Source organism: uncultured Methanobrevibacter sp., from assembly GCF_934746965.1.
Classification (GTDB): domain Archaea; phylum Methanobacteriota; class Methanobacteria; order Methanobacteriales; family Methanobacteriaceae; genus Methanocatella.
On the sequence record NZ_CAKVFS010000002.1, the window covers coordinates 1 to 19,887 of the forward strand.

Annotated in this window: 27 protein-coding genes; 2 read left to right on the top strand and 25 right to left on the bottom strand. The window is 29.3% G+C overall.

Annotated elements, in window-relative coordinates; genetic code table 11:
• Positions 1 to 64: 64 nt before the first annotated feature.
• From Q0984_RS01195 to Q0984_RS01205, 3 genes are all read right to left on the bottom strand, one after another.
• Positions 65 to 2,467: a hypothetical protein gene (locus tag Q0984_RS01195; protein WP_299522359.1), complete on the bottom strand. Its 2,403-nt coding sequence runs from the start codon at positions 2,465 to 2,467 to the stop codon at positions 65 to 67.
• 151 nt (positions 2,468 to 2,618) lie between these two features.
• On the bottom strand, positions 2,619 to 4,763 hold the full coding sequence (locus Q0984_RS01200; RefSeq protein WP_299522362.1) for an RNA degradosome polyphosphate kinase: 2,145 nt from the start codon (positions 4,761 to 4,763) through the stop codon (positions 2,619 to 2,621).
• Entirely contained in the window at positions 4,763 to 5,665 is a 903-nt protein-coding gene (locus Q0984_RS01205; protein ID WP_299522365.1) for an exopolyphosphatase, read from the bottom strand. Before Q0984_RS01205 ends, Q0984_RS01200 begins: the two co-directional genes overlap by 1 nt.
• A 254-nt stretch (positions 5,666 to 5,919) precedes the next feature.
• Here Q0984_RS01205 and Q0984_RS01210 point away from each other — a divergent pair, with 254 nt between their 5' ends.
• Together Q0984_RS01210 and Q0984_RS01215 are read left to right on the top strand one after the other, a co-directional pair.
• Positions 5,920 to 6,483: a LemA family protein gene (locus Q0984_RS01210; RefSeq protein ID WP_299522368.1), complete on the top strand. Its 564-nt coding sequence runs from the start codon at positions 5,920 to 5,922 to the stop codon at positions 6,481 to 6,483.
• Positions 6,484 to 6,497: 14 nt separating this feature from the next.
• Positions 6,498 to 8,282, top strand: a complete 1,785-nt coding sequence (locus Q0984_RS01215) for a DUF2207 domain-containing protein (protein WP_299522371.1) — start codon at positions 6,498 to 6,500, stop codon at positions 8,280 to 8,282.
• Positions 8,283 to 8,310: 28 nt separating this feature from the next.
• Here Q0984_RS01215 and Q0984_RS01220 read toward each other — a convergent pair whose 3' ends face one another.
• From Q0984_RS01220 to rnp1, 22 genes are all read right to left on the bottom strand, one after another.
• On the bottom strand, positions 8,311 to 9,273 hold the full coding sequence (locus Q0984_RS01220; protein WP_299522374.1) for an RNA-guided pseudouridylation complex pseudouridine synthase subunit Cbf5: 963 nt from the start codon (positions 9,271 to 9,273) through the stop codon (positions 8,311 to 8,313).
• Positions 9,274 to 9,349: 76 nt separating this feature from the next.
• Positions 9,350 to 9,571, bottom strand: coding sequence for a 50S ribosomal protein L14e (locus tag Q0984_RS01225; RefSeq protein ID WP_004033248.1), 222 nt, complete (start codon positions 9,569 to 9,571; stop codon positions 9,350 to 9,352).
• Entirely contained in the window at positions 9,571 to 10,089 is a 519-nt protein-coding gene (cmk, locus tag Q0984_RS01230) for a (d)CMP kinase (RefSeq protein ID WP_299522378.1), read from the bottom strand. The genes Q0984_RS01225 and cmk overlap by 1 nt, the downstream gene beginning before the upstream one ends.
• Positions 10,089 to 10,355, bottom strand: a complete 267-nt coding sequence (locus tag Q0984_RS01235; protein ID WP_299522380.1) for a 50S ribosomal protein L34e — start codon at positions 10,353 to 10,355, stop codon at positions 10,089 to 10,091. Before Q0984_RS01235 ends, cmk begins: the two co-directional genes overlap by 1 nt.
• Positions 10,356 to 10,471: 116 nt before the next feature.
• Positions 10,472 to 11,047: a DUF106 domain-containing protein gene (locus tag Q0984_RS01240; RefSeq protein WP_299522383.1), complete on the bottom strand. Its 576-nt coding sequence runs from the start codon at positions 11,045 to 11,047 to the stop codon at positions 10,472 to 10,474.
• A gap of 9 nt (positions 11,048 to 11,056) precedes the next feature.
• On the bottom strand, positions 11,057 to 11,617 hold the full coding sequence (locus Q0984_RS01245) for an adenylate kinase (protein WP_299522386.1): 561 nt from the start codon (positions 11,615 to 11,617) through the stop codon (positions 11,057 to 11,059).
• A gap of 40 nt (positions 11,618 to 11,657) precedes the next feature.
• Positions 11,658 to 13,022: a preprotein translocase subunit SecY gene (gene secY / locus Q0984_RS01250; RefSeq protein ID WP_299522389.1), complete on the bottom strand. Its 1,365-nt coding sequence runs from the start codon at positions 13,020 to 13,022 to the stop codon at positions 11,658 to 11,660.
• A 32-nt stretch (positions 13,023 to 13,054) separates the two neighbouring features.
• Complete coding sequence (locus Q0984_RS01255) at positions 13,055 to 13,492, bottom strand: uL15m family ribosomal protein (protein ID WP_299522392.1); 438 nt, start codon at positions 13,490 to 13,492, stop codon at positions 13,055 to 13,057.
• A 16-nt stretch (positions 13,493 to 13,508) separates the two neighbouring features.
• On the bottom strand, positions 13,509 to 13,967 hold the full coding sequence (locus Q0984_RS01260; RefSeq protein WP_299522395.1) for a 50S ribosomal protein L30: 459 nt from the start codon (positions 13,965 to 13,967) through the stop codon (positions 13,509 to 13,511).
• Positions 13,968 to 13,979: 12 nt separating this feature from the next.
• Complete coding sequence (gene rpsE / locus Q0984_RS01265; protein WP_299522398.1) at positions 13,980 to 14,621, bottom strand: 30S ribosomal protein S5; 642 nt, start codon at positions 14,619 to 14,621, stop codon at positions 13,980 to 13,982.
• Between the two features lie 2 nt (positions 14,622 to 14,623).
• Positions 14,624 to 15,205, bottom strand: coding sequence for a 50S ribosomal protein L18 (locus tag Q0984_RS01270; protein ID WP_299522401.1), 582 nt, complete (start codon positions 15,203 to 15,205; stop codon positions 14,624 to 14,626).
• 11 nt (positions 15,206 to 15,216) lie between these two features.
• Positions 15,217 to 15,663, bottom strand: a complete 447-nt coding sequence (locus tag Q0984_RS01275; RefSeq protein ID WP_299522405.1) for a 50S ribosomal protein L19e — start codon at positions 15,661 to 15,663, stop codon at positions 15,217 to 15,219.
• Positions 15,664 to 15,790: 127 nt separating this feature from the next.
• Positions 15,791 to 16,120, bottom strand: a complete 330-nt coding sequence (locus Q0984_RS01280; protein WP_299522408.1) for a 50S ribosomal protein L32e — start codon at positions 16,118 to 16,120, stop codon at positions 15,791 to 15,793.
• A gap of 15 nt (positions 16,121 to 16,135) precedes the next feature.
• On the bottom strand, positions 16,136 to 16,672 hold the full coding sequence (locus Q0984_RS01285; RefSeq protein WP_299522410.1) for a 50S ribosomal protein L6: 537 nt from the start codon (positions 16,670 to 16,672) through the stop codon (positions 16,136 to 16,138).
• Between the two features lie 8 nt (positions 16,673 to 16,680).
• Positions 16,681 to 17,073: a 30S ribosomal protein S8 gene (locus Q0984_RS01290; protein ID WP_299522413.1), complete on the bottom strand. Its 393-nt coding sequence runs from the start codon at positions 17,071 to 17,073 to the stop codon at positions 16,681 to 16,683.
• A 12-nt stretch (positions 17,074 to 17,085) separates the two neighbouring features.
• On the bottom strand, positions 17,086 to 17,229 hold the full coding sequence (locus Q0984_RS01295) for a 30S ribosomal protein S14 (RefSeq protein WP_299522416.1): 144 nt from the start codon (positions 17,227 to 17,229) through the stop codon (positions 17,086 to 17,088).
• 16 nt (positions 17,230 to 17,245) lie between these two features.
• Positions 17,246 to 17,758, bottom strand: coding sequence for a 50S ribosomal protein L5 (locus Q0984_RS01300; RefSeq protein WP_299522419.1), 513 nt, complete (start codon positions 17,756 to 17,758; stop codon positions 17,246 to 17,248).
• Positions 17,755 to 18,483: a 30S ribosomal protein S4e gene (locus tag Q0984_RS01305; protein WP_299522422.1), complete on the bottom strand. Its 729-nt coding sequence runs from the start codon at positions 18,481 to 18,483 to the stop codon at positions 17,755 to 17,757. The genes Q0984_RS01300 and Q0984_RS01305 overlap by 4 nt, the downstream gene beginning before the upstream one ends.
• Before the next feature lies 1 nt (position 18,484).
• Positions 18,485 to 18,838 carry a 50S ribosomal protein L24 gene (rplX, locus tag Q0984_RS01310; RefSeq protein WP_299522425.1) on the bottom strand — a complete coding sequence of 118 codons (354 nt, stop codon included), beginning with the start codon at positions 18,836 to 18,838 and terminating at the stop codon, positions 18,485 to 18,487.
• Between the two features lie 8 nt (positions 18,839 to 18,846).
• On the bottom strand, positions 18,847 to 19,245 hold the full coding sequence (locus Q0984_RS01315; protein ID WP_299522428.1) for a 50S ribosomal protein L14: 399 nt from the start codon (positions 19,243 to 19,245) through the stop codon (positions 18,847 to 18,849).
• Between the two features lie 5 nt (positions 19,246 to 19,250).
• Positions 19,251 to 19,568: a 30S ribosomal protein S17 gene (locus Q0984_RS01320; RefSeq protein ID WP_299522431.1), complete on the bottom strand. Its 318-nt coding sequence runs from the start codon at positions 19,566 to 19,568 to the stop codon at positions 19,251 to 19,253.
• Between the two features lie 13 nt (positions 19,569 to 19,581).
• Positions 19,582 to 19,860: a ribonuclease P protein component 1 gene (gene rnp1 / locus Q0984_RS01325; protein WP_299522433.1), complete on the bottom strand. Its 279-nt coding sequence runs from the start codon at positions 19,858 to 19,860 to the stop codon at positions 19,582 to 19,584.
• Positions 19,861 to 19,887: the final 27 nt, after the last annotated feature.

Consider the following 19,887-nt stretch of genomic DNA (forward strand, 5'->3'; position numbering starts at 1 on the left):
GAAATTTTATCAAAACGAAATTTCGTCTGTAAAAAAATTCAAAATCAAATAAGCCTATAAAATTTTACAGACTCTTTAAATAGAAATTAATACCTGAATTTGTAGTTAATCCCAATTTACCATCATCAATAATAGCAGTTAAAGTAGGTCTAGAATTTTTTGAAGTAATTGAAACAAATTTAATTACAAAATCAAAATTAAAAGAGACACTATTATCCAAGTAAATATCATTTGCAAAAGAACCATTATTTTGAGTAAAAGTAGTGTTAATACAATTAAGTACACCTAATCTCGCATAAATTGCTCCTGCATAATCATGAGAACAATTTATAAACTTAGAATTTGAAAATGTCATAATCGGACTTCCAAAATAAGTATAAATAGTTGAATAACCTGATTTTTGACCATTTCTCTTAATATACATTCCATTATTTTGAATAATACTATTATTAACAATTATATCCTTAGTAGTACTTATAATAGTTCCAGTATTAGAAATAAATCTATTATTATCAAATACTAAACCATTACCCCCGCTTACTGCATAATTAAAAAATACATTATTATATGCATAAGAATTAGTAAATGAAGCTTCAGATTGATAATAATCAACTAAACCTCCAACTTTATTATTATAAAATGTACAATTATTAACTTTATTAGCACCATAAACTAAATTTCCACTTCCAAGATTAGATTCAGCACCACTAATATTCTTAAATATTGAATTATTTAAATAAAGTAAACCATATCTAAAAGTAACTAAATTTTGAGATCCAATTACGATATCTTCAAATATACAATTATCAATTCCTCCAAAAGTAGATTGTGAAAAAACACCACTAGCAATTGAAATTACAGATTTACCATATACAAAATTTTTGAAAATAAGATTAGAAATAGTTAAATTTAAACTTGTTTTAATATTTAAGAAAAAGTTTCCATCAATACCATCAATAGTAGTTCTACTCTTTGAACCAATAATATTCAACACACCAATATAATCATCAGTAATATTAACATTACCTTCACCATAAAATACTCCATCACCTAAATGTAAATTAACATTAATATGTTTACTAAACCCAAAAATTAATCCTTGAGCAATAGTTTTAAATGGATTATTTATAGTTCCATCACCATTTATATCATCACCATTTTGTGATACATATACATCAATAGGGTTTTTATCAATGAATACATTTAGTTTACCATTAACTAAAGATTGTACATTCCTAACTTTAGCAGTTACATCATATATTCCATCATTTAATAATTCATGAACAGTAAGAGAAACTATACCATTTACACTATTTGTTTTGAATGTAGAAGATACTCCGCTTATCTTAAATTCAACACTAGCACCATGAACTAAATTACCCATATCATCAGTAACAAGTGCAGTTAATGGAATGAATGTATTAGTAACATTAACTGTTTCACCATTTAATACATATATCTTAATATTAGATAAACCATAGTTAACTGCAATACCATCACCCAAACCAGAATATGCTTTACAATTATCAAAAGTGTTATTCTTCAAATAACTTAAACCAGCTGAAAAAATAGCTCCCCCACTAGATTTTGAACTAAAAGAAGTAGTCTTACTATTAACAAACTGATTATTAACAATATTCACACCTGGGACTGTATATATTGATCCACCTTGCATAGTTGCTAAATTAGATATAAATTTAGAATCAGAAATAGAAGCTTTTCCACCACTTGAAATATAAATAGCTCCACCTAAACCATCCACATCATAAGCTTCATTTTCTTTAAAGATAGAATTTGAAATATTCATATTATAACCATAAATAGCTCCACCTTTTCTGATTACTTTATTTTTACTAAATGTGGAATTACTAATTGTAATATCAGACCATAGTTGACCACAGATTACACCACCATTAGATTTTGCTAAATTATCTTCAAAATTAGCATTTTCAACAATAATTTTACCTTTAACTAAAAAAACAGCACCATCAGTAGCATAACCATTTTTAATAGTTAAATTACTTATATAAACAGAAGTTCCTTCATTAATTGTAAATAAACTTTTATGACTTAAATCAATTGTTGTTTTATTAACTCCAGAACCAACAATATAATATGATGATACTCCATTATTATTTTGATCAATAATTATCTCCCTATTACCATTTCCTTTAAAAATACCTTCACCTAATTTGATTATAGTATTATTAGAATTAGCTATAGATATACCCTTATTTAAAGTAGCATATGGATTTTCTAAAGTACCATCATTGTTATCATTACCTGTGACATTAATATAAATAGCATTAGACTCCCCAGAATCTTGAATAACACCACCATAATTAATACCATCAGAGATTACATTTTTTTCAAAAACATTATTTAAATTTTCAGAACTTTGAATAGTTCCAATGTCAACATTATTTCCATCTAAAGACGCAGTAGCACTAACTGCTCCTACTGACACACTCAGCAATAATATTAACATAATAAAAAAAATATTATTAATTTTCAAAATCAACCACCAATATATTTAAAAACATGTCAATTATGTTTTACAATAATAATATTAAAATAAGTAGTATTTAATAATTATCAAAAAAAGTTGAAATAAAAATTTAATTAAAAATATTATGAAGTTTAGTAATAATAGACTCCATCATATTCAGTTCATCATTAACTTTAATATTTTTAACTTCATCAATTGCTCTTTGTTGGAAATATTCCTGAGAATTAATATGTCTAGCTTGCTGTATAAATTCATAATTTCCACTGGAATTTATTCTACGGCCTTTAATATCATCTTTCAACATGATTTCCATGTCTTCAAGAATTTTAGATTTTATGAATTTATCTTCAATAGGACATGCAATTTCCACTCTTTTAGCAGTATTTCTTGTCATCATATCTGCACTAGATATATAAAGAGTCCTATCATCACCAACACCAAATGCATAAACCCTTGAATGTTCCAAATATCTACCTACAATCCCATGAACTTCAATATTATCCGTTTTTCCTTCAAGACCTGGAATAATACAACAAATTCCCCTAATAATCATTTTTATTGTAACTCCTGCTTTTGAAGCTTTAACTATTTTATCAATGATTTTTCTATCAGTGAATGAATTCATTTTCATCATTATTTCAGCAGGCTGATTATTATTAGCTTTAGCTATTTCTTTATCAATTAAATTTAAAATACCTGATCTTAAAGAATCTGGAGCTACAAGAAATTTATTATAATGTCCTTGTAAATTAGATAATGCTAAATTTTTAAAAAATTCCGTAGCATCATCACCAATCTCTTGATTAGATGTTAAATAACAGTAATCCACATACAATTTTGCTGTTTTTTCATTATAATTCCCAGTTCCAATTTGAGTATACTGTTTAATATTTCCTTTATGCTTTTTAGTTACAGTACATATTTTAGAATGCACTTTATAATCTACAAAACCATACAAAATTTGACATCCTGCTTCTTCCAATAATTCTGCATAATGGATATTATTTTTCTCATCAAACCTTGCACGAAGTTCAATTAAAACTGTAACTTCCTTATCATTATCCAAAGCTTCAAGTAAATACTTAATAACTGAAGAAGTTCTTGCAACACGATATAAAGTTATTTTAATAGATAATACTTCAGGATCATTAGCTGCTTCTTTTAAAAAATCAAGAAAATGATTCATTGTTTGATATGGATAAAATAACAAAATATCTTTTTTATCTAACTGTTTAAATAAAGATTTATTAGGATCAATTTGGCTTGTTTTTTGAGGAATAAACTTAGGAAATGTTAAATCTTGTTTTATATCACCAGGAATCTCATCTATAAAATCATGAATAAAATCCAAATTTATAGGAGACTGTGTAAGAAATACCTGATTTTTATGCAAACCCAATTCTTTCCTAAGATGCTTAGTATAAATATTATCATTACTTCTATAGAATTCCAATCTTATTGGAGATAATCTTTTTCTTTTTTTAAGAATATTTTTCATGAAATGTCTATAATCCTCATCTTCATCAATTGGAGTTTCTTGAAGATTTATATCCGCATTTCTTGTTACCGCAGCTACAGTTTTATATTTTACGCGATAATTTGTAAATATATTATCTGCAAATGCATAAATTAAATCCTCCATCAATATAAATTCATTTGTATCTGGAAATTTAATATAATCAGGCAAAGAAAAAGGAATTGGGATTAAACCAATGTATTCTTTCAATTTTTTATGTTTATTATTTTCTTTATTTTTTTCTAGTATACAATAAATGTATAACTTTTTATTAACCATATGTGGAAAAGGATGATAAGAATCAATTATTTGAGGAGATAACAATGGAGCAACATTTTCATAAAAGTATTGAGTAATATATTTTCTAAAAACACTATTTAATTCATCAAAACTATGTTTAATAATCCCATATTTTCTTAAGTCTCTAGCTATTTTTTCAAAAATCAAATCTCTTTCTTCATATAATGGTTTAGTAGCTTTAAATATTGCATCCAACTGTTCTTGAGGACTCCATCCAGTTTTATTATCTCTATCCTTCTCATCAATAAGTGTTAAATCAAAAAGACTACCACATCTAATCATATAAAATTCATCTAAATTACTTGTGAAAATAGATATAAAATTTAATCTTTCAAGTAATGGAACTGTATTATCTTTTGCTTCTTTTAAAACTCTATCATCAAACTTCAGCCAAGATAATTCCCTATTTTGTGTATATGAATAATCTCTTTTTTTCATTATAAATCTCCATTTAATAATGCATATAAAACTCCTTCTCTCAAAGAATTTTTACAAAAATATAATTCTTCCACATTAAAATAACTTGCAATAGTTTTAATTATTATAATTCCAGGTACAATAGTATGTATTCTTTCCGCCTTAATTTTTAATATTTTATTAAAATCATTTTTATTATTATAATTAAGTTCCTCTAATAATTTATCTAATAAATCAATTGAAATTACTGGAGATTTCTTACTAATAAAATTAAGATGAACTAATAAACGTTTAACATTCCTAACAGTTCCACCTACTCCAAACATATATTTTTTAGAATAATTTCCAATATTAGAATTAATTAACTCATTTAGAATTCTTTTTTCTATATTTTTACGTTCTTTATTATTTGGAAACATTATTCCGACATATTTCTCATAACAATATAGTGAACCAACAGGCAAACTTCTTTCTTCAACAGGCACTCTATTTTCAAAAATAGTTAATTCACAACTGCCCCCACCAACATCAATAAGAATACCTTCATCTTTAGATAATTCTGTGCTTTTAATAGAATTAAAACTTAGATCAGCTTCTTTTTTACCGTCCAAAACATTAATATCAATGTCCAATTTATCTTTAACAATATTTAATACTTCAATAGTATTTGTGATATTTCTCAAACTAGCTGTTGCAAAAAAATATTTTTTATCTACATTTAATAAATCCATATTTTTATTAAATTTATTTAAAACAGAAATAAGAATATTTATTCCTTCATTATTTAACTTACCATTTTCGTGATAAGCAATAAGACCTGCAGTTTTCTTTTTAGAAAAAATTGATTTAATTTTATTATTTTTACATTCATATACTTTAAATCTTATAGTATTTGAACCAATATCAACTATTCCATATAACATTTTATCATTCTAATTCGATTATAATATCTAAACTATAACCTTCTCACAATTTTAGTTTAGTATTAATTATAATATATGTAAAGTTATTATAAATAAAATTAACATATCTAACTTAAAACACTGAAATATAAGTGTTTTATATATCTACCCTAAAAATCATCACATTTTTAAAGAGATATTAAAATAAAACATGATAAAGATATTAATAAAACTTAAATTAAATATATAAAATACTAAAAAAAAGGAGTAAAAATATGGATACAACTATGATTATCTTAGCTGTAATTATAATAATCATACTTGCTATAGTATTATATCTTATTAGTGGATATAATGGTCTTGTTAATGCAAGAAATAAAGTGAAAAACAGTTATTCTCAAATTGATGTTCAACTCAAAAGAAGAAATGACTTAATACCTAATCTTGTTGAAACTGTTAAAGGATACGCAAGTCATGAAAAAGGAGTATTTGAAAATGTAACTAAAGCAAGAAGTGGCTTAATGAATGCAAGTAGTGTTAAAGAAGTTAGTGAAGCTAACAGTGCTTTAACTGGTGCATTAGCTTCATTATTTGCTATTGCTGAAAATTATCCTGAATTAAAAGCAGATCAAAATTTCAAAGAACTACAATCAGAATTAACAGAAACTGAAGATAAAATTTCTTATTCAAGACAATTTTATAATGACACTGTTTTAATGTATAATAATAAATGTGAACAATTCCCAAGTAATATTATTGCAGGAATGTTCAATTTTAAAGAAGCAGACTTCTTTGAAATAGCTAGTGGTGAGCGAGAAGCACCTAAAGTGCAATTCTAAGGGAGATTGAATATATGGTTAATAAAAAGATAATAACCATCTTCCTTCTACTTTTTTTAATAATATCCTCTGTAAGTTGTGTTTATGCTGACGATGATGATAGAAGTTATTCCATCACACAAGCTTTAATGGATATTGTAGTTGATACAAATGGAATGCTTCATATAAATGAAACATTTGATTATTCTTTTGATGGAACATATAATGGTGTTTATAGAGACATACCTTTAAAAGATGGAGAAAGTATTGAAAATATCCACGTAACTGCAGATGGAGCATATACAAAAGTAGAACAAAATGTTCAAGATGGTACACAACATATAAAAATCTATTTATACTCAGATAAAGCTAAAACCCAACCAATAAGCGACACCAATGTTAAAGTTCATATCAGTTATGATATGAAAAATGTGGTGACTGTTTATCAAGACACTGCATCTCTACAATACCAACTTTGGGGAGATCAATGGGATGTAGGTGTTGACAAATTAATTACAACAATACATTTACCTAATAACACTGACAATGAATATTGGTTAAATCCTACAAAATATAATGAATCCAGCTCATTAAACGGGAATACAATAACTACAACTAGCAATTACATTGATTCTGGAAATTTCTATGAAATAGAAGTTTTAATGCCTGAAAGTGATTTTAAAAATTCACCAAATGCAATTCACATTGACAAACTAGCAAAATCTGAAATTGAACAACGTTATCATGATTATCAAGAAAATGAAAAAATGTGGGACAACATCGGAATAATAGTGGGAATATTATTTATTATAAGTCCAGTAATCCCATTCCTTATTTATCATAAATATGGTAGAGAACCTAAAGTTAATTATGAAGGAATTTATGAAAGAGAATTACCAAGTAACGACCCTCCAGCAGTAGTTAACGCATTAATTCAAAATAGAGACAATATTGGAACTCCAGATTTAAAAGGATTTGAAGCTACAATTATGGATTTAATTAATCGTAAAATATTTAAAATGAAAGAAAATGAAGATAAACATTTAATAATTGAATTAGATGAAACTCATTATGATGAATTAACATTAGATGAAAAAGATATTTTTAATATATTTTCAACAATAGCAAAAGATAATCATTTAGATTTAAGTAATATTGATGATTATCTATCAGATGAACATAATGCTAAATGGTTTAATGATAAAGTTAAAACATGGAAAAATGATGTCGTTTATGAACATTTAGGAGAAAATAAATTAGAAGAATTCTTTAATAATAAAGGAGATAAAATAGCTACCTATTACACAATAGCTAGTGTAATTGTTGGAGCAGTTACTCTTTCAATGATTCTTTTAGAAAGCAGTTTAAATACAACAGGAACAATTCTTGGACTTATTGGATCAGTATATTTAATTATTGTTGGAGTGATAATCTATTTATTACCTGATGATATTTTTGGTCAATGGACTGCAGAAGGTAGATTATATATGTTAAAGTGGAAAAACTTTAAGAAATTTTTAAAAGATAATAGTTTAATGAAAGAACATCCTCCAGAATCAATAGTTATTTGGAATCAGTACTTAGTATATGCAACTGCACTTGGTGTAGCTGACAAAGTTTATGAAGCTATGAAACTACAAATCAATGAAGGATATCTTGAAGATGAATATCTTGATTCATATTATTATTATGGTACTGGATATTATACCATGCACTCTGCAATAAATACAGGAATACAAACTGCCAATAGTGATTCAGACAGCTCTGGATTTGGTGACATTGGTGGAGGTTCCGGTGGGGGAGGTGGAGGAGCATTCTAGCTTCTCATCTCTTTTTTTAAAAAAAAATTTATTTCCACATCTTTGGATAAACATCAGTTTTCATGAAAACTTTGGACACATTAATAGCAAATCCTGATTCTAAATTTAAAATCTCATCACTACTAAATAAAGAATTACCTGAAGCAACTAATTCTCCCTTAAGTGTTTCAATAGCCACTATAGAATTTTTTTGAATATTATCCGATAAATAAGCTATTCCACCACTGGCTAAATTAGCTCCATGACATATTGCATCAACTGCTGAATCTTTAATAATTATTTTCGGTAAATAATCTGCAGCTCTCTCCATTGGCATAATAACATCTCTTAAAAATGATTCATCACCATCTTCTTTATAAAAATGATATGCATCAGTTACATCTTGAAGAGTAGCTAAATGATTATCTTCAGTAAATGAACCAACTTGTGTTCTTCTAAGTTCAGCCATATGTGCACCAACACCTACAGCTTCCCCTATATTATGACAATATGTCCTAACATAAGTTCCAGCTTCACAACCTATCCTAAATAAAACATCTCTACCATCAATTTCATAAATAGTAGAATAATAAACATTACGAGATCGTAATTCACGTTTAACTGCTGATTTTACTGGAGGAAGTTGGAAAATTTTACCTGTAAATTCATCAAATATTTCACGAATTTTATCTTCAGATATTTTTTGATGAAAATTCATTACACACACATATTCTTTTGGAGCTGTTAAAAGAAGTTGAATAGCTCTAGTTGCATTTCCAAGTCCAACAGGTAAAACACCAGTAACTTTTGGATCTAATGTTCCACCATGCCCTGTTTTTTCTAAATTCAAAATACGTTTTACCCAGGAATCAATTTCATGAGAAGTTGGTCCGGAAGGTTTATCTAAATTAATAACACCATAAGAAATATAATCTGAAATTTCACGTTCTTCAGGAGCACACCCATATTCTGGATTTGTAAAACTTTTAGATTTTGTAAGCAAGTCTTTCATGAAAAATCACTGAAAATTAATAAATAAAAAATAAGTAAATAAAAATAAGAGAATGAATAATTTAATAATTATCCATTTATAAATCAGCTAAAGCTGCTTTAATAGAGTCAGCATCACCAGAAACATCAACAGAATCTGCAGTTGGTTCTAAATGAGCAATATTACATCTTCTATTTTTAACAGATTCACCGATTACTTCAACGAAATTTTCATCGATAATCTCTACAATTGCACATTTTTCTCCAGCTTCTCTACCAGCAGTTTTAACACATACTCTTCCTACTTCAATTGCTGCCATTATATCACCTTTAATGTTGTTAGAATAATTTTTGTTATACTTTCAGGATCAAATCTGTCAGTATTAATCATTAAATCATAAATATCTAAATTACCAATATCTATGTTATGAATATCTAAATATCTTAAAGCTTCACTTTCTTCACGAATTTTAATTTCTTCTTTAGCCACATCAACAGATTTAGATTCCCTTTGACTAATTCTTTGAGCACGAACATCAATTGGTGCCATTAACCAAAGTTTTAAATCAGCTTCAACAAAATAAGCTGATAATCTTCCTTCCAATATCAAATTCTCTGAAGATTTAGCAAGTTCAGCTTGTCTTTTATCAATTTCTTTATCGATATCATCATTACTTTCAGCAAACTCGCTGAATTCAAGAACAGACATACCCTTTTCTTTAGCCATAGCTCTAAAAATAGAACCTGAAGAAACAAAAGGAATATCTAATTTTTCAGACAACAGCTCAGCAGTTGTTGTGGTCCCAGTTCCAGCCAGCCCGCCAATAGTAATTATCATTATTTTCTAGCCTCGTTTTTGAAATGTTTACGAGCACAGTTTGAGCATAAATACCCACCAAATGGACGATTAGGTCTTTTATGGGTTTTTGCTATTTTGTTAATTTCATATGGACGTCCACGTGGAACTCCATGTAATAATTCACCACATTCAGCACAAACATGCTTAGATGGTTTTTTCTTTTTATATCTTAAAACATTTTCTCCGCCAGGAGTGTTTTTGTAAACTCTTTTGTATGATCTTGATCTATATCTGTTTGCAGGCATTTAATCACCTAAATTAATTTTAAATAATAAATTTAATAATTGTGTAATAGCGTATTCAAAATAGAATATTATACTATATTGTTTTCATTATTAATAAATACATAGGTAAGGATTAATTAAAATCCTTGTTTGAAACCTAAAAATTTCCGTAATATTTGACTCATACCAAATGTACAAATAAAATACCAGAATAACCATCCAATATTATATCCAACAGAATGGCCACCATACATAAAACTACCAATAAAATGCCAAATTGGAGCTAATGATACATAAAATGCACCAGGAGGCATAGAAATAACTAAACCACTAATTGGAGAAGCTCTCATCCAAAAGAATATCAAAATAATTGGGATAAAAGTAACAATCATAGGTTTAAATGAATTAGTCATCATTTTACTTTGATTTTGCATGATTTCAGCTTGTTGAGCTTGAAGTTTAGCTAATTTCTTACCATCACCAGATTTTTGAGCTTCCCTAACTTCTTTTTGGTAATCTTTCATTTTTTGTTGTATTTCATTCATTTCATCTTGGTCAACTAATAATTTATTAGCAACTGTAGTTATTAATGAAACAATAAATGCAATAACTAAAACAGTTAATGCTGGATTTTGAGGATTTGGATCTAAAGCAAGTAATGGGCTAAATACTGCATTTAATGCCTCAAATACCATGTTAAATATGTCAAACATGAGATTCCCCTATTTATTTAAAACATCGACTAATTTTGAAACTGTAGAAGATAAATGATTATCATGATTTTCAATTATTTTTACAGTAGCTCCTGTTAAAGTAGCATAAGCCATAGATGCTGCTCTATTCATTTCTTGATGTAATTGAATATCCTTTGCTTTTTCAATATCTCTTGAACGAGTATCATCATTTAATCTTCTGTAAATAATTTCATCAGGATTAGCTTCAATCATGACAAAAAGATTAGGTTGTAATTCATTTAAAACCCAACTTGGAAGACCTGGTAAAAATCCAGATGGTGTACTTATAGTACAATGAGTATCTACAATAACATTTTCATTTTCAGATCTTTCTTTGATTCTTTTCGCTGCTTTTTCCTGAATTTCTTTTTGAACATCAGGAGACAATTTTCTTAAAGCATCCCTATCATCAACAATTTTTTCTTCAATTGCAATTTCAGTCATTATGTCCCCATAATTTAAATGAACATAATCTACTTCTTCAAGTGCTTTATTAAGCAAAGTGGTACTTCCAGAACCTGGAATACCTGTTAACACTACCAATTTCAATTTAATCCCCCATTTTAAAAAGATTAATAAAGAAGAAGAATTAATCTCCTCCTAAAAATTTCCTAAGAACTGGATTTGCTGACATGAGTTGTTCCTCAGCCATTTCTTCATATATTTTATGTATAATACCAACAGTAAGCAATACACCAGTACCTCCACCTAATGCTCCAGTTAAATCTGCACAAAATGCAATGATACCAACATAAAGACCACTTATAATAGTAAGTGCTGGAATGTACTTTTTCAATATTTTATATAATTGACGTTTACTGCTTCTGAAACCTGGTATTTGAATACCTGATTTATAAAGTTGTTCTGAAATTTTCTTAGCATTTAATCCACTAATTTCAACCCATAAATATGAGAATAATATTGCACATAGTAAGAAGAAAATTGCATATATTATAACACGAATTGGATCAGTAACTAATAAACTAACATCATTTGGTGTAGATAAATACAATGCAATACCACTTACTGCCTTACCATTAACAATTTCTCCTAAAATTGGGTATCCGATTTTTTGGAAAACACTAGCAAGAAGTGAAACATTAACAAGTAATGCACTAGTTAAAATAACTGGCATGTTACTAGCATAAACAAATTTTAATGGATATTTACCAACAGAACCTCTAATTCTTCCATGACCTCTTACTGAACCATGAGAAATAGGAATTTCTACCCTCATAGATTCACCATATACAACAACAAAGAATACTGCTGCTGTTGCAATTAATGGGATTAATAGTGAAAAGTCAACAGAACCTGAACAAATGGATTGGATAAATGCAGGGATTGCTCCACCATAAATACCATCAGATCCAGGTATAAAACTGAAAGTACCTACAAGAATAGCCTCACAAACACCAGCTGCAATGAATAAACCAATACCACTACCAAATCCCCATTTAGAGATAACTTCATCAAGATAAATTATCAATATTGCTCCAATAACAAGTTGAAGGAATAACACACCAAGATATGAATTATCTATTGGTACTAAACTACCAGTTAATACTAATACACCTGCTTCAAACATAGTAAATACTATGGATAAAATTTTTTGTGTAGCCTGATACTGAGATTTATCCTCAGGAGAAGACAAATCTAAATCTAACAACTTGGAACCAACTAACAATTGCAATACAATTGATGCAGTTACAATAGGTCCAATTCCCAATGTTAAAATTGAACCAAAACTTCCCGCCATAACTGCTCTTAATTGAGCAAATTGGTCCACTGCTGCAGAACTCAAACCATATAATGGTATTTCAGTTAATATATAGTATAATACCAAAATAAGAGCAGTCCATTTAAGTTTTTCATTAAAATCTTCATGATGAACCGGAGATTTTACTTCAGGTAAAAACTTAAATAATGGCTCTAAAACTTTTAATGATGACATTTTATTCCTCTAATAAGAAAGGAAAAAAGAAACTATAATTCTATAGCTTCTCCTCCCATTTCTTCAATCTTCTCAATAGCTGAAGCAGAGAACTGAGGTGAGGAAATAACAAATGATTTAGTTATTTTACCTTTAGCTAAAACTTTATCATAACCTAATTCAGTAACATCAATAACAATAGAATCTCCATCTTTAGATGCTTTACCACTTTCAATTAAATTATCAGCTTGTTCTTCTAAATAACTTAAATTAACTGGATTGGATTTTTTAATCATTTTTTGAGGTCTTTTGAATCCATGTTTACCATAATGGTCTGGGTCAAATTTTGCAGTCCAAGTCCAATGTTGTTTAGAAGCTCCTGCATTACCTCTACCACCTTTGTTACCTGCACCTCTACGTTTTTTGGTACAACCTCCACCATTGGATCTAGAACCTCTGAGTTTATTAATTTTACGTTTTGATCTAATCATATTATACACCTTAAACTTAAAGCATTCTTTCTGCAAGATCTTTGATATTTTCTCCCCTGTAACCTAAAGATCCACCTTCTTTAACAGAAAGACGGATGTCTTCATAACCTTTTCTTGGAGGGTGTAAACGGAATACAGGTTTAATATCTAAGTCCATTAATTTAACTTCACCAGCAATTACGCCTTTAGCTAATTCTTCAATATTGTTGTAATCAGAATTTTCAGCTACATATTCATCAGTAACTTTGTTGTTACCAGTAAATTTACCTCTTTTAGCAATAATTTCAGCTAAAAGATCTGCGTCAATTTCTCCCCAAGTAATGTAATCCTTAGCTTTTTGAAGCATACCATTATAACTTGGAGTATCTTCAACTAAAACTGCATGGCTAATTCTGTTAAGTCTTAACATGTCTAAAGTATCAGCGATGTTTTTAATAACACCAGTAGTTCCTCTAACTCTTATAACTAAAAACATATTGATCACCATCTAATATTTAACTCCCATTTTTTTGAGGTCAGCTTCACTAGCTTTAACTGCACTTAAAGTTTTTAAAGCATCAAATACAGCATTAGCAAAGTTTACAGTAGTTTGGGTTTGACCAAAAGATTGGGACCATACATCTTTAATACCCGCAAGATTTAAAATAGTTTTTCCAACATCTCCAACTACTAAACCTACTCCAGCAGGTGCAGGCATAAGAGATACACTTACACTACTTGCTTTACCTTGTACTTTGAAAGGTACTGTGTGTTCTTTACCACAAACACAACCCCAATCTCCACAACCTCTTCTTACTTTAATAAGATTGTATTTAGCATTGTCTACAGCTTTCCTGATAGCTGGACCTACCTCTTTAGCTTTTCCTTGACCTAATCCAACATAACCGTTTTTGTTACCTACAGCAACAATTACTCTGAAGTTAACTTTCCTACCGGATTTGTGCATTCTTTGAACTAAGTTAACATCCATTACTTCTTCTTCTAAATCTGGAACTAAAGCATCAACAATTTCTAATTCCATTATAGGAAGACCTTTTTCAAAGATTTCATCAATATCTGTAATGGTTCCTTCTTTAACTAATCTACCCATTTTAGTTTTAGGTTCCCATTCATCTATATTAAAACTCATAGTTATTCCTCTGCCTCATCGATATTCTTTTTGGTTTCTTCAAAGTTTTTAGGTAAATCTGCTGGTTGAAGACCTCTTTTTAAATACTTTGAAAATAATTTTGCAATTTCATCATCATCTAAAGACTCAGCATAGTTTGCTACGTGTTCTCCATTAATACGAGATTCTTCTGGTAAAACAGAGTCACCATAAGGAATATCTAAACCTGCATCTACAGCACCTTTAAGAGCTGCGAATACTTTAGATCCTTTAATAGCAGATTTTAAACCAATGTCTAAAATTGCAGAGTCAATACCTTTAGCTAATGCTCTTTTAGCACAGAGGTAACCAGTTAAATATACTGCAGAAGTATTTCCTGCCCCACCTAAGTAACCATAATTAGCTAATTGTTTACTTACAGCAGATGCTAAAGTAATATCTCCTTCAGGAGCATAATCAATAACTTGAACAGTTGCATGAGCATTAGAAAGTCTTACAACTAAACGAGATTTGTCATAATCAACTAATTTCATTCTAGCTGCATAATCGGTTTTTCCTTCTCTTCTCCTTCTAAATGGTACTTTGTAATTTGATCCTTGAGCCACGTTTATTCCTCCTATTTAATTAAATCATGGTCACGAGCATATGTTTTCATGTAAGATTTACTTCTGAAAGCACCACCCTTAGCCATTTTATATAACTTACGGTATGTAGTAGCATCAATTTCGTTTGCATCACGCATTTCTTTAAGGTCTTTTCTTAAAGCCCTAATTGTAGTCATCCATTCTTGTTTTTTAGGATTACGAGCTTTTTTAGCTCCTTTTACACTACCTCTACCTTTCCTTTTTCCTTTTTTCTTTTGTTCCGCTAATTTTTTAGATCTGTAGCTACTAATACCTTTTTGAGGTTTTGCTTTAATAGCTCCATCATTTATTAACTGCTTTACACCTTCCCTAGTAATTGCCATGGATACTTCTTCCATCCTTTCAGGATCAATCCATACACGATTGAGTCCTACTTTAAGTATACTAGCAGCTAATCTTTTTTGAGTTGTAAGATTCATATATATAATCCTCCATTTTCAGCATAGCTGATAAATTTAGATAAAAAATCTAAATTCCCTTTAAATCAGAAAAATCAATTCAAAAAACCCGGAATTGATTTAACTTGAATAAATGTGAATATAATATTTATTTATTTAAAACTTTAATACCTAATTCAGATGCTTTTTCCAACATCATGTCTTTTTTCCTTTTACCAATAGAAGCACTTATCCTTGCAGCATCAGTTGCTGGATTTAAGTCTTCTAATTCTGCCATATTATGAACAAGAACATCATTATAACCTGAAGGATGTAAATCCCTAACAGCTCTAGGAGTTCTGTAACCAATAGCAGGCATGTCAGGTTTTCCTGCTTCATATCTTCTCATTTTACTGGTTTTACCCCTAGGACGTCTCCATTTGATTCCAAGTTTTTTATAACGAGCATACTCTTGTCTTTTAAATCTTTTATTAGCCATTTAATCACCAATTCCTTATTCTTTGCTAATTAAATATATTCCGTCTTGGAATACTCTAGGATCTCTTCCCCTAATTTTAGTTGCTTGTTCTAAGTTAGCCATAGTTTGACCAACATGTTCCTTATTAATACCAGTAATTGTAACCTCATCACCTTTAACTACTACCTTAGCACTACCAACAATTTTAGCAGTTCTTGGGTGTCTTTCCCCGAGGAAATTATCAATTACCACAATATCTTTGTTTACTTTCACAGTCATTGGAAAGTGAGCAAAAACAATTTTCATATGATATTCAAAACCATCAGTTACACCAGTAATCATATTAGTAATATGAGCTTTAGTGGTTCCAATCATAGCTTTGTCCTTTTTTCTTGGGAATGAAGTTTCTAAAACAACATTGTTTTCAACTTCATTAATATCTACATTTGGATATGTAAATTTTCTGGAGTCTTCTCCATTAGGTCCTTTTACAGTGACCTCATTATTATTAATTATAACTTCAACGCCTTCAGGGATTTCAATTTCTTCCCTTATAGCTGCAGCTACTACCATATTATCACCTAATACATGTAAGCCAACAAACGTCCACCAATTCCTCTTTCTTTTGCCTCATAATGAGTCATAATTCCTTCAGGAGTTGTAACGATTAAAATACCAAAATTTTTTGCTGGCAAATATCTTTTTTCAAATTTCTCAAATTCATCTTTTTTAACAGCATGACGAGGTTTGATAACACCACATTTATTAATGTTACCTTTTAATTCCACATTGAATTTACCTGCCCTGTTATCATCAACATATTCAAAATTACCAATGTAATTTTCTTTTTGCATTGTGCTTAAAACTTCTCCAATTAATTTGGATGCAGGGGAAATAACACAAGAGTCTTTTACTTGTAATTCGTTATTTCTAATATTAGTTAAAGCATCAGCAAGTGGATCCATGAGACTCATATTAAAACACCTCTAATTATATTTTTTAAAACCTATTTTAGGAGCTATTTCCCTAAAGCATTGTCTGCATAAGTTAAGTCCATATCTACTAATCATAGCAGAGTGGTCTCCGCAACGAGTACATTTTTTTGCAGCTTTTCCATATTTTCTTGGCAAAATATCACCTTAACATTTATTCTGTCACATAATTGACATTAAAATTATCTTCCATATATTTCATAGTTTCTTCTTTAGAAATTCTATGTTTTACAGGAACTTTCTTTTGTTGGATTCTTCTTTTAGCAATCCTGTAACCTGGTTTCTCAAAAGTAACAGATACATTCATACCAAAAATTCCAATATCAGGATTATATTTCATACCTGGAATATCAATATGTTCTTTAATACCAAAGGAAAGATTTCCTTGGTTATCAAATTGGGTAGGTTTGATATTTTTATTAATTCCTTCTAAAACCATTTCAATAGCCTTATCAGCTTTTTCTCCACGTAAAGTTAATTTACATGCGATTGGTTGACGTTTTCTAATACCAAATTCTGGATTGGTAACTTTAGAAAATGTTTTAACTGGAGTTTGATCGAACATTTGTTCTAAGAGAGTTATAGCACGAGATAATTTTTCACCTGCTTCTCCAACACCAATGCTGACAGTAGCTTTAGAAATTTGTACTTCGTTCATTGGGTTCATTTATTAACCTCCAATAAGGATATTGCTGGTGCATCGTCACCAACTACAAATGCATAATCTTTTAAAGTTAAAAATTCATCTTTAGCACTATTTTCAATAACAATAGTATTAGGGTTAGAAGATTCATTTACAATAATCTCAGAAACAGTACCTAATTCACCAATGTGTTTACCACCAGTAATAAGTACATTAGCACCTTCTTTTAATTCGAAAACTTCATTGATTTCGTGATCAGGTACTTTTAAGTTAACAACATCTCCAACATTGTAATCATTTTCATCAATAATTACATTTTTACCATCATGAAGATTAACTTGGATTTTTCCACCTTTAATAGTAGATTTGTTAACAATTTTACATAATTTACTATCATTTTCTTCAATTTTGTTTAATTGTAATCTTCCTTTTTTATCTAAAAGAACTCTATAAACTTCACCAGTTTTTGGGATTTCAATAATATCCATAAAACCAACTGGGAATTTATAATCTTTAATTACTCTTCCATCTACAAGAACATTACCTGAGTTGATGATTCTTTTAGCTTCCCTAGAATTATCAGCTAATTTTAAAATATCTCTAATAACTAAAGTTAAAGATAAAGAATTCTCAATAGAATGTGAACCTGCTGAAGGTTTAACAGTCCAGGTATCTTCTTTAGGATGAATAGGCCAAGTTTTTGGTGCTTTATATGTTTTTAAATGTTTTCTAGATCCCATTTTAGCCATTTTAATTATCTCCTGTTACATTTTTAATTCTTCTATCGTCATCCATATCTACATCAATAATCATTAAGTTAGATGGATCTACTGGAAGGAAAACTGCAGTTCCGTCAGGTTTTGATAAGGTTACTTCTTCAATAGTTACTTTGTATGAACCATAATCTACACCGAGAACTTCTCCTTCATGTCCTTTAAAATCTCCACGGAGAACTTTAACTTTATCTCCTTTCCTAATAGGTAAAGATCTTTTACCAATGTCTGATCTTAAGTCTTTACTTAAAGTAGCACTCATGTGTTTTCCACGTGCATGAGCAGGAGCATTATAAAGAGCTTTTCTTTGTTTTCTTGGTTGTTTTGACATTTTTTCACCTATACTAAAATACTTGCTGCACTACCTACACTAGGCCATCTGTCAGCTGCTTCTTTAGCAACAGGACCCCTTACTTCAGATCCTTTTAAGATTCCTTCTGGAGTGATGATAACTGCTGCATTATCTTCAAATTTAACACGAAGCCCGTCAGCACGCATGTATTCTTTTTTTTGCCTAATTACAACAGCGTTTACAACTTCTCTTCTCATATCAGCAGTTCCTTTTTTAACAGAAGCAACAACTAAATCTCCAACACCAGCAACGTCCAATCTCCTTCTTACACCTTTAAAACCTTTTACAGATATAATTTCGATTTCACGTGCACCAGTATTATCTACACATTGGAGAGTAGCTCCAATTGGTAATGCTTTAGACACATTTGATGTTAATGCTTTCATGACAATTACTCTCCTTTAACTTCAACTAAAACAAAATGTTTAGTTTTACTTAATGGTCTGCATTCTGCAACTTTTACAGAATCTCCAACATTCACATTAAAGCAATCTGGTTTGTGAACATTAATTTTAGATTTCCTTTTTTCATATCTTTCATATTTTCTTATGAATTTATAGTAACTACGTTCAACAGTAATAGTCCTTTCTGCTTTGTCACTCACTACAATTCCTTCAAGAACTTGACCTCTTAAAGGTAAAGTTCCATGAAATGGGCAGTTAGGATCATCACATGTAGTTTCTGGTTCTTGAACATTAAGCCCAACCATATTATCACCGTATTTATATTTTTTTAAATCTTTTTTTTATTCTATCTTCAGGACGAATTGACAAAATATTACCATTAATTTCAACTTTTTCACCAGTTGGAAGTTCAAATACAAATATTGACCCAATTTTTGGAATTATTTTTTCAACATCATCATTAACTTCAATTTTAATGGTATTCTTTGTCTCATCAATAACAGTTCCTTTTAATCTAAGAGATTTATTAGATATACTATCAACACTTACACTTAATCCAATAAACTCATGATGGACTAAATTATCTTTAGTAATCATACTTCACATCTCTTAACGAAACTATTG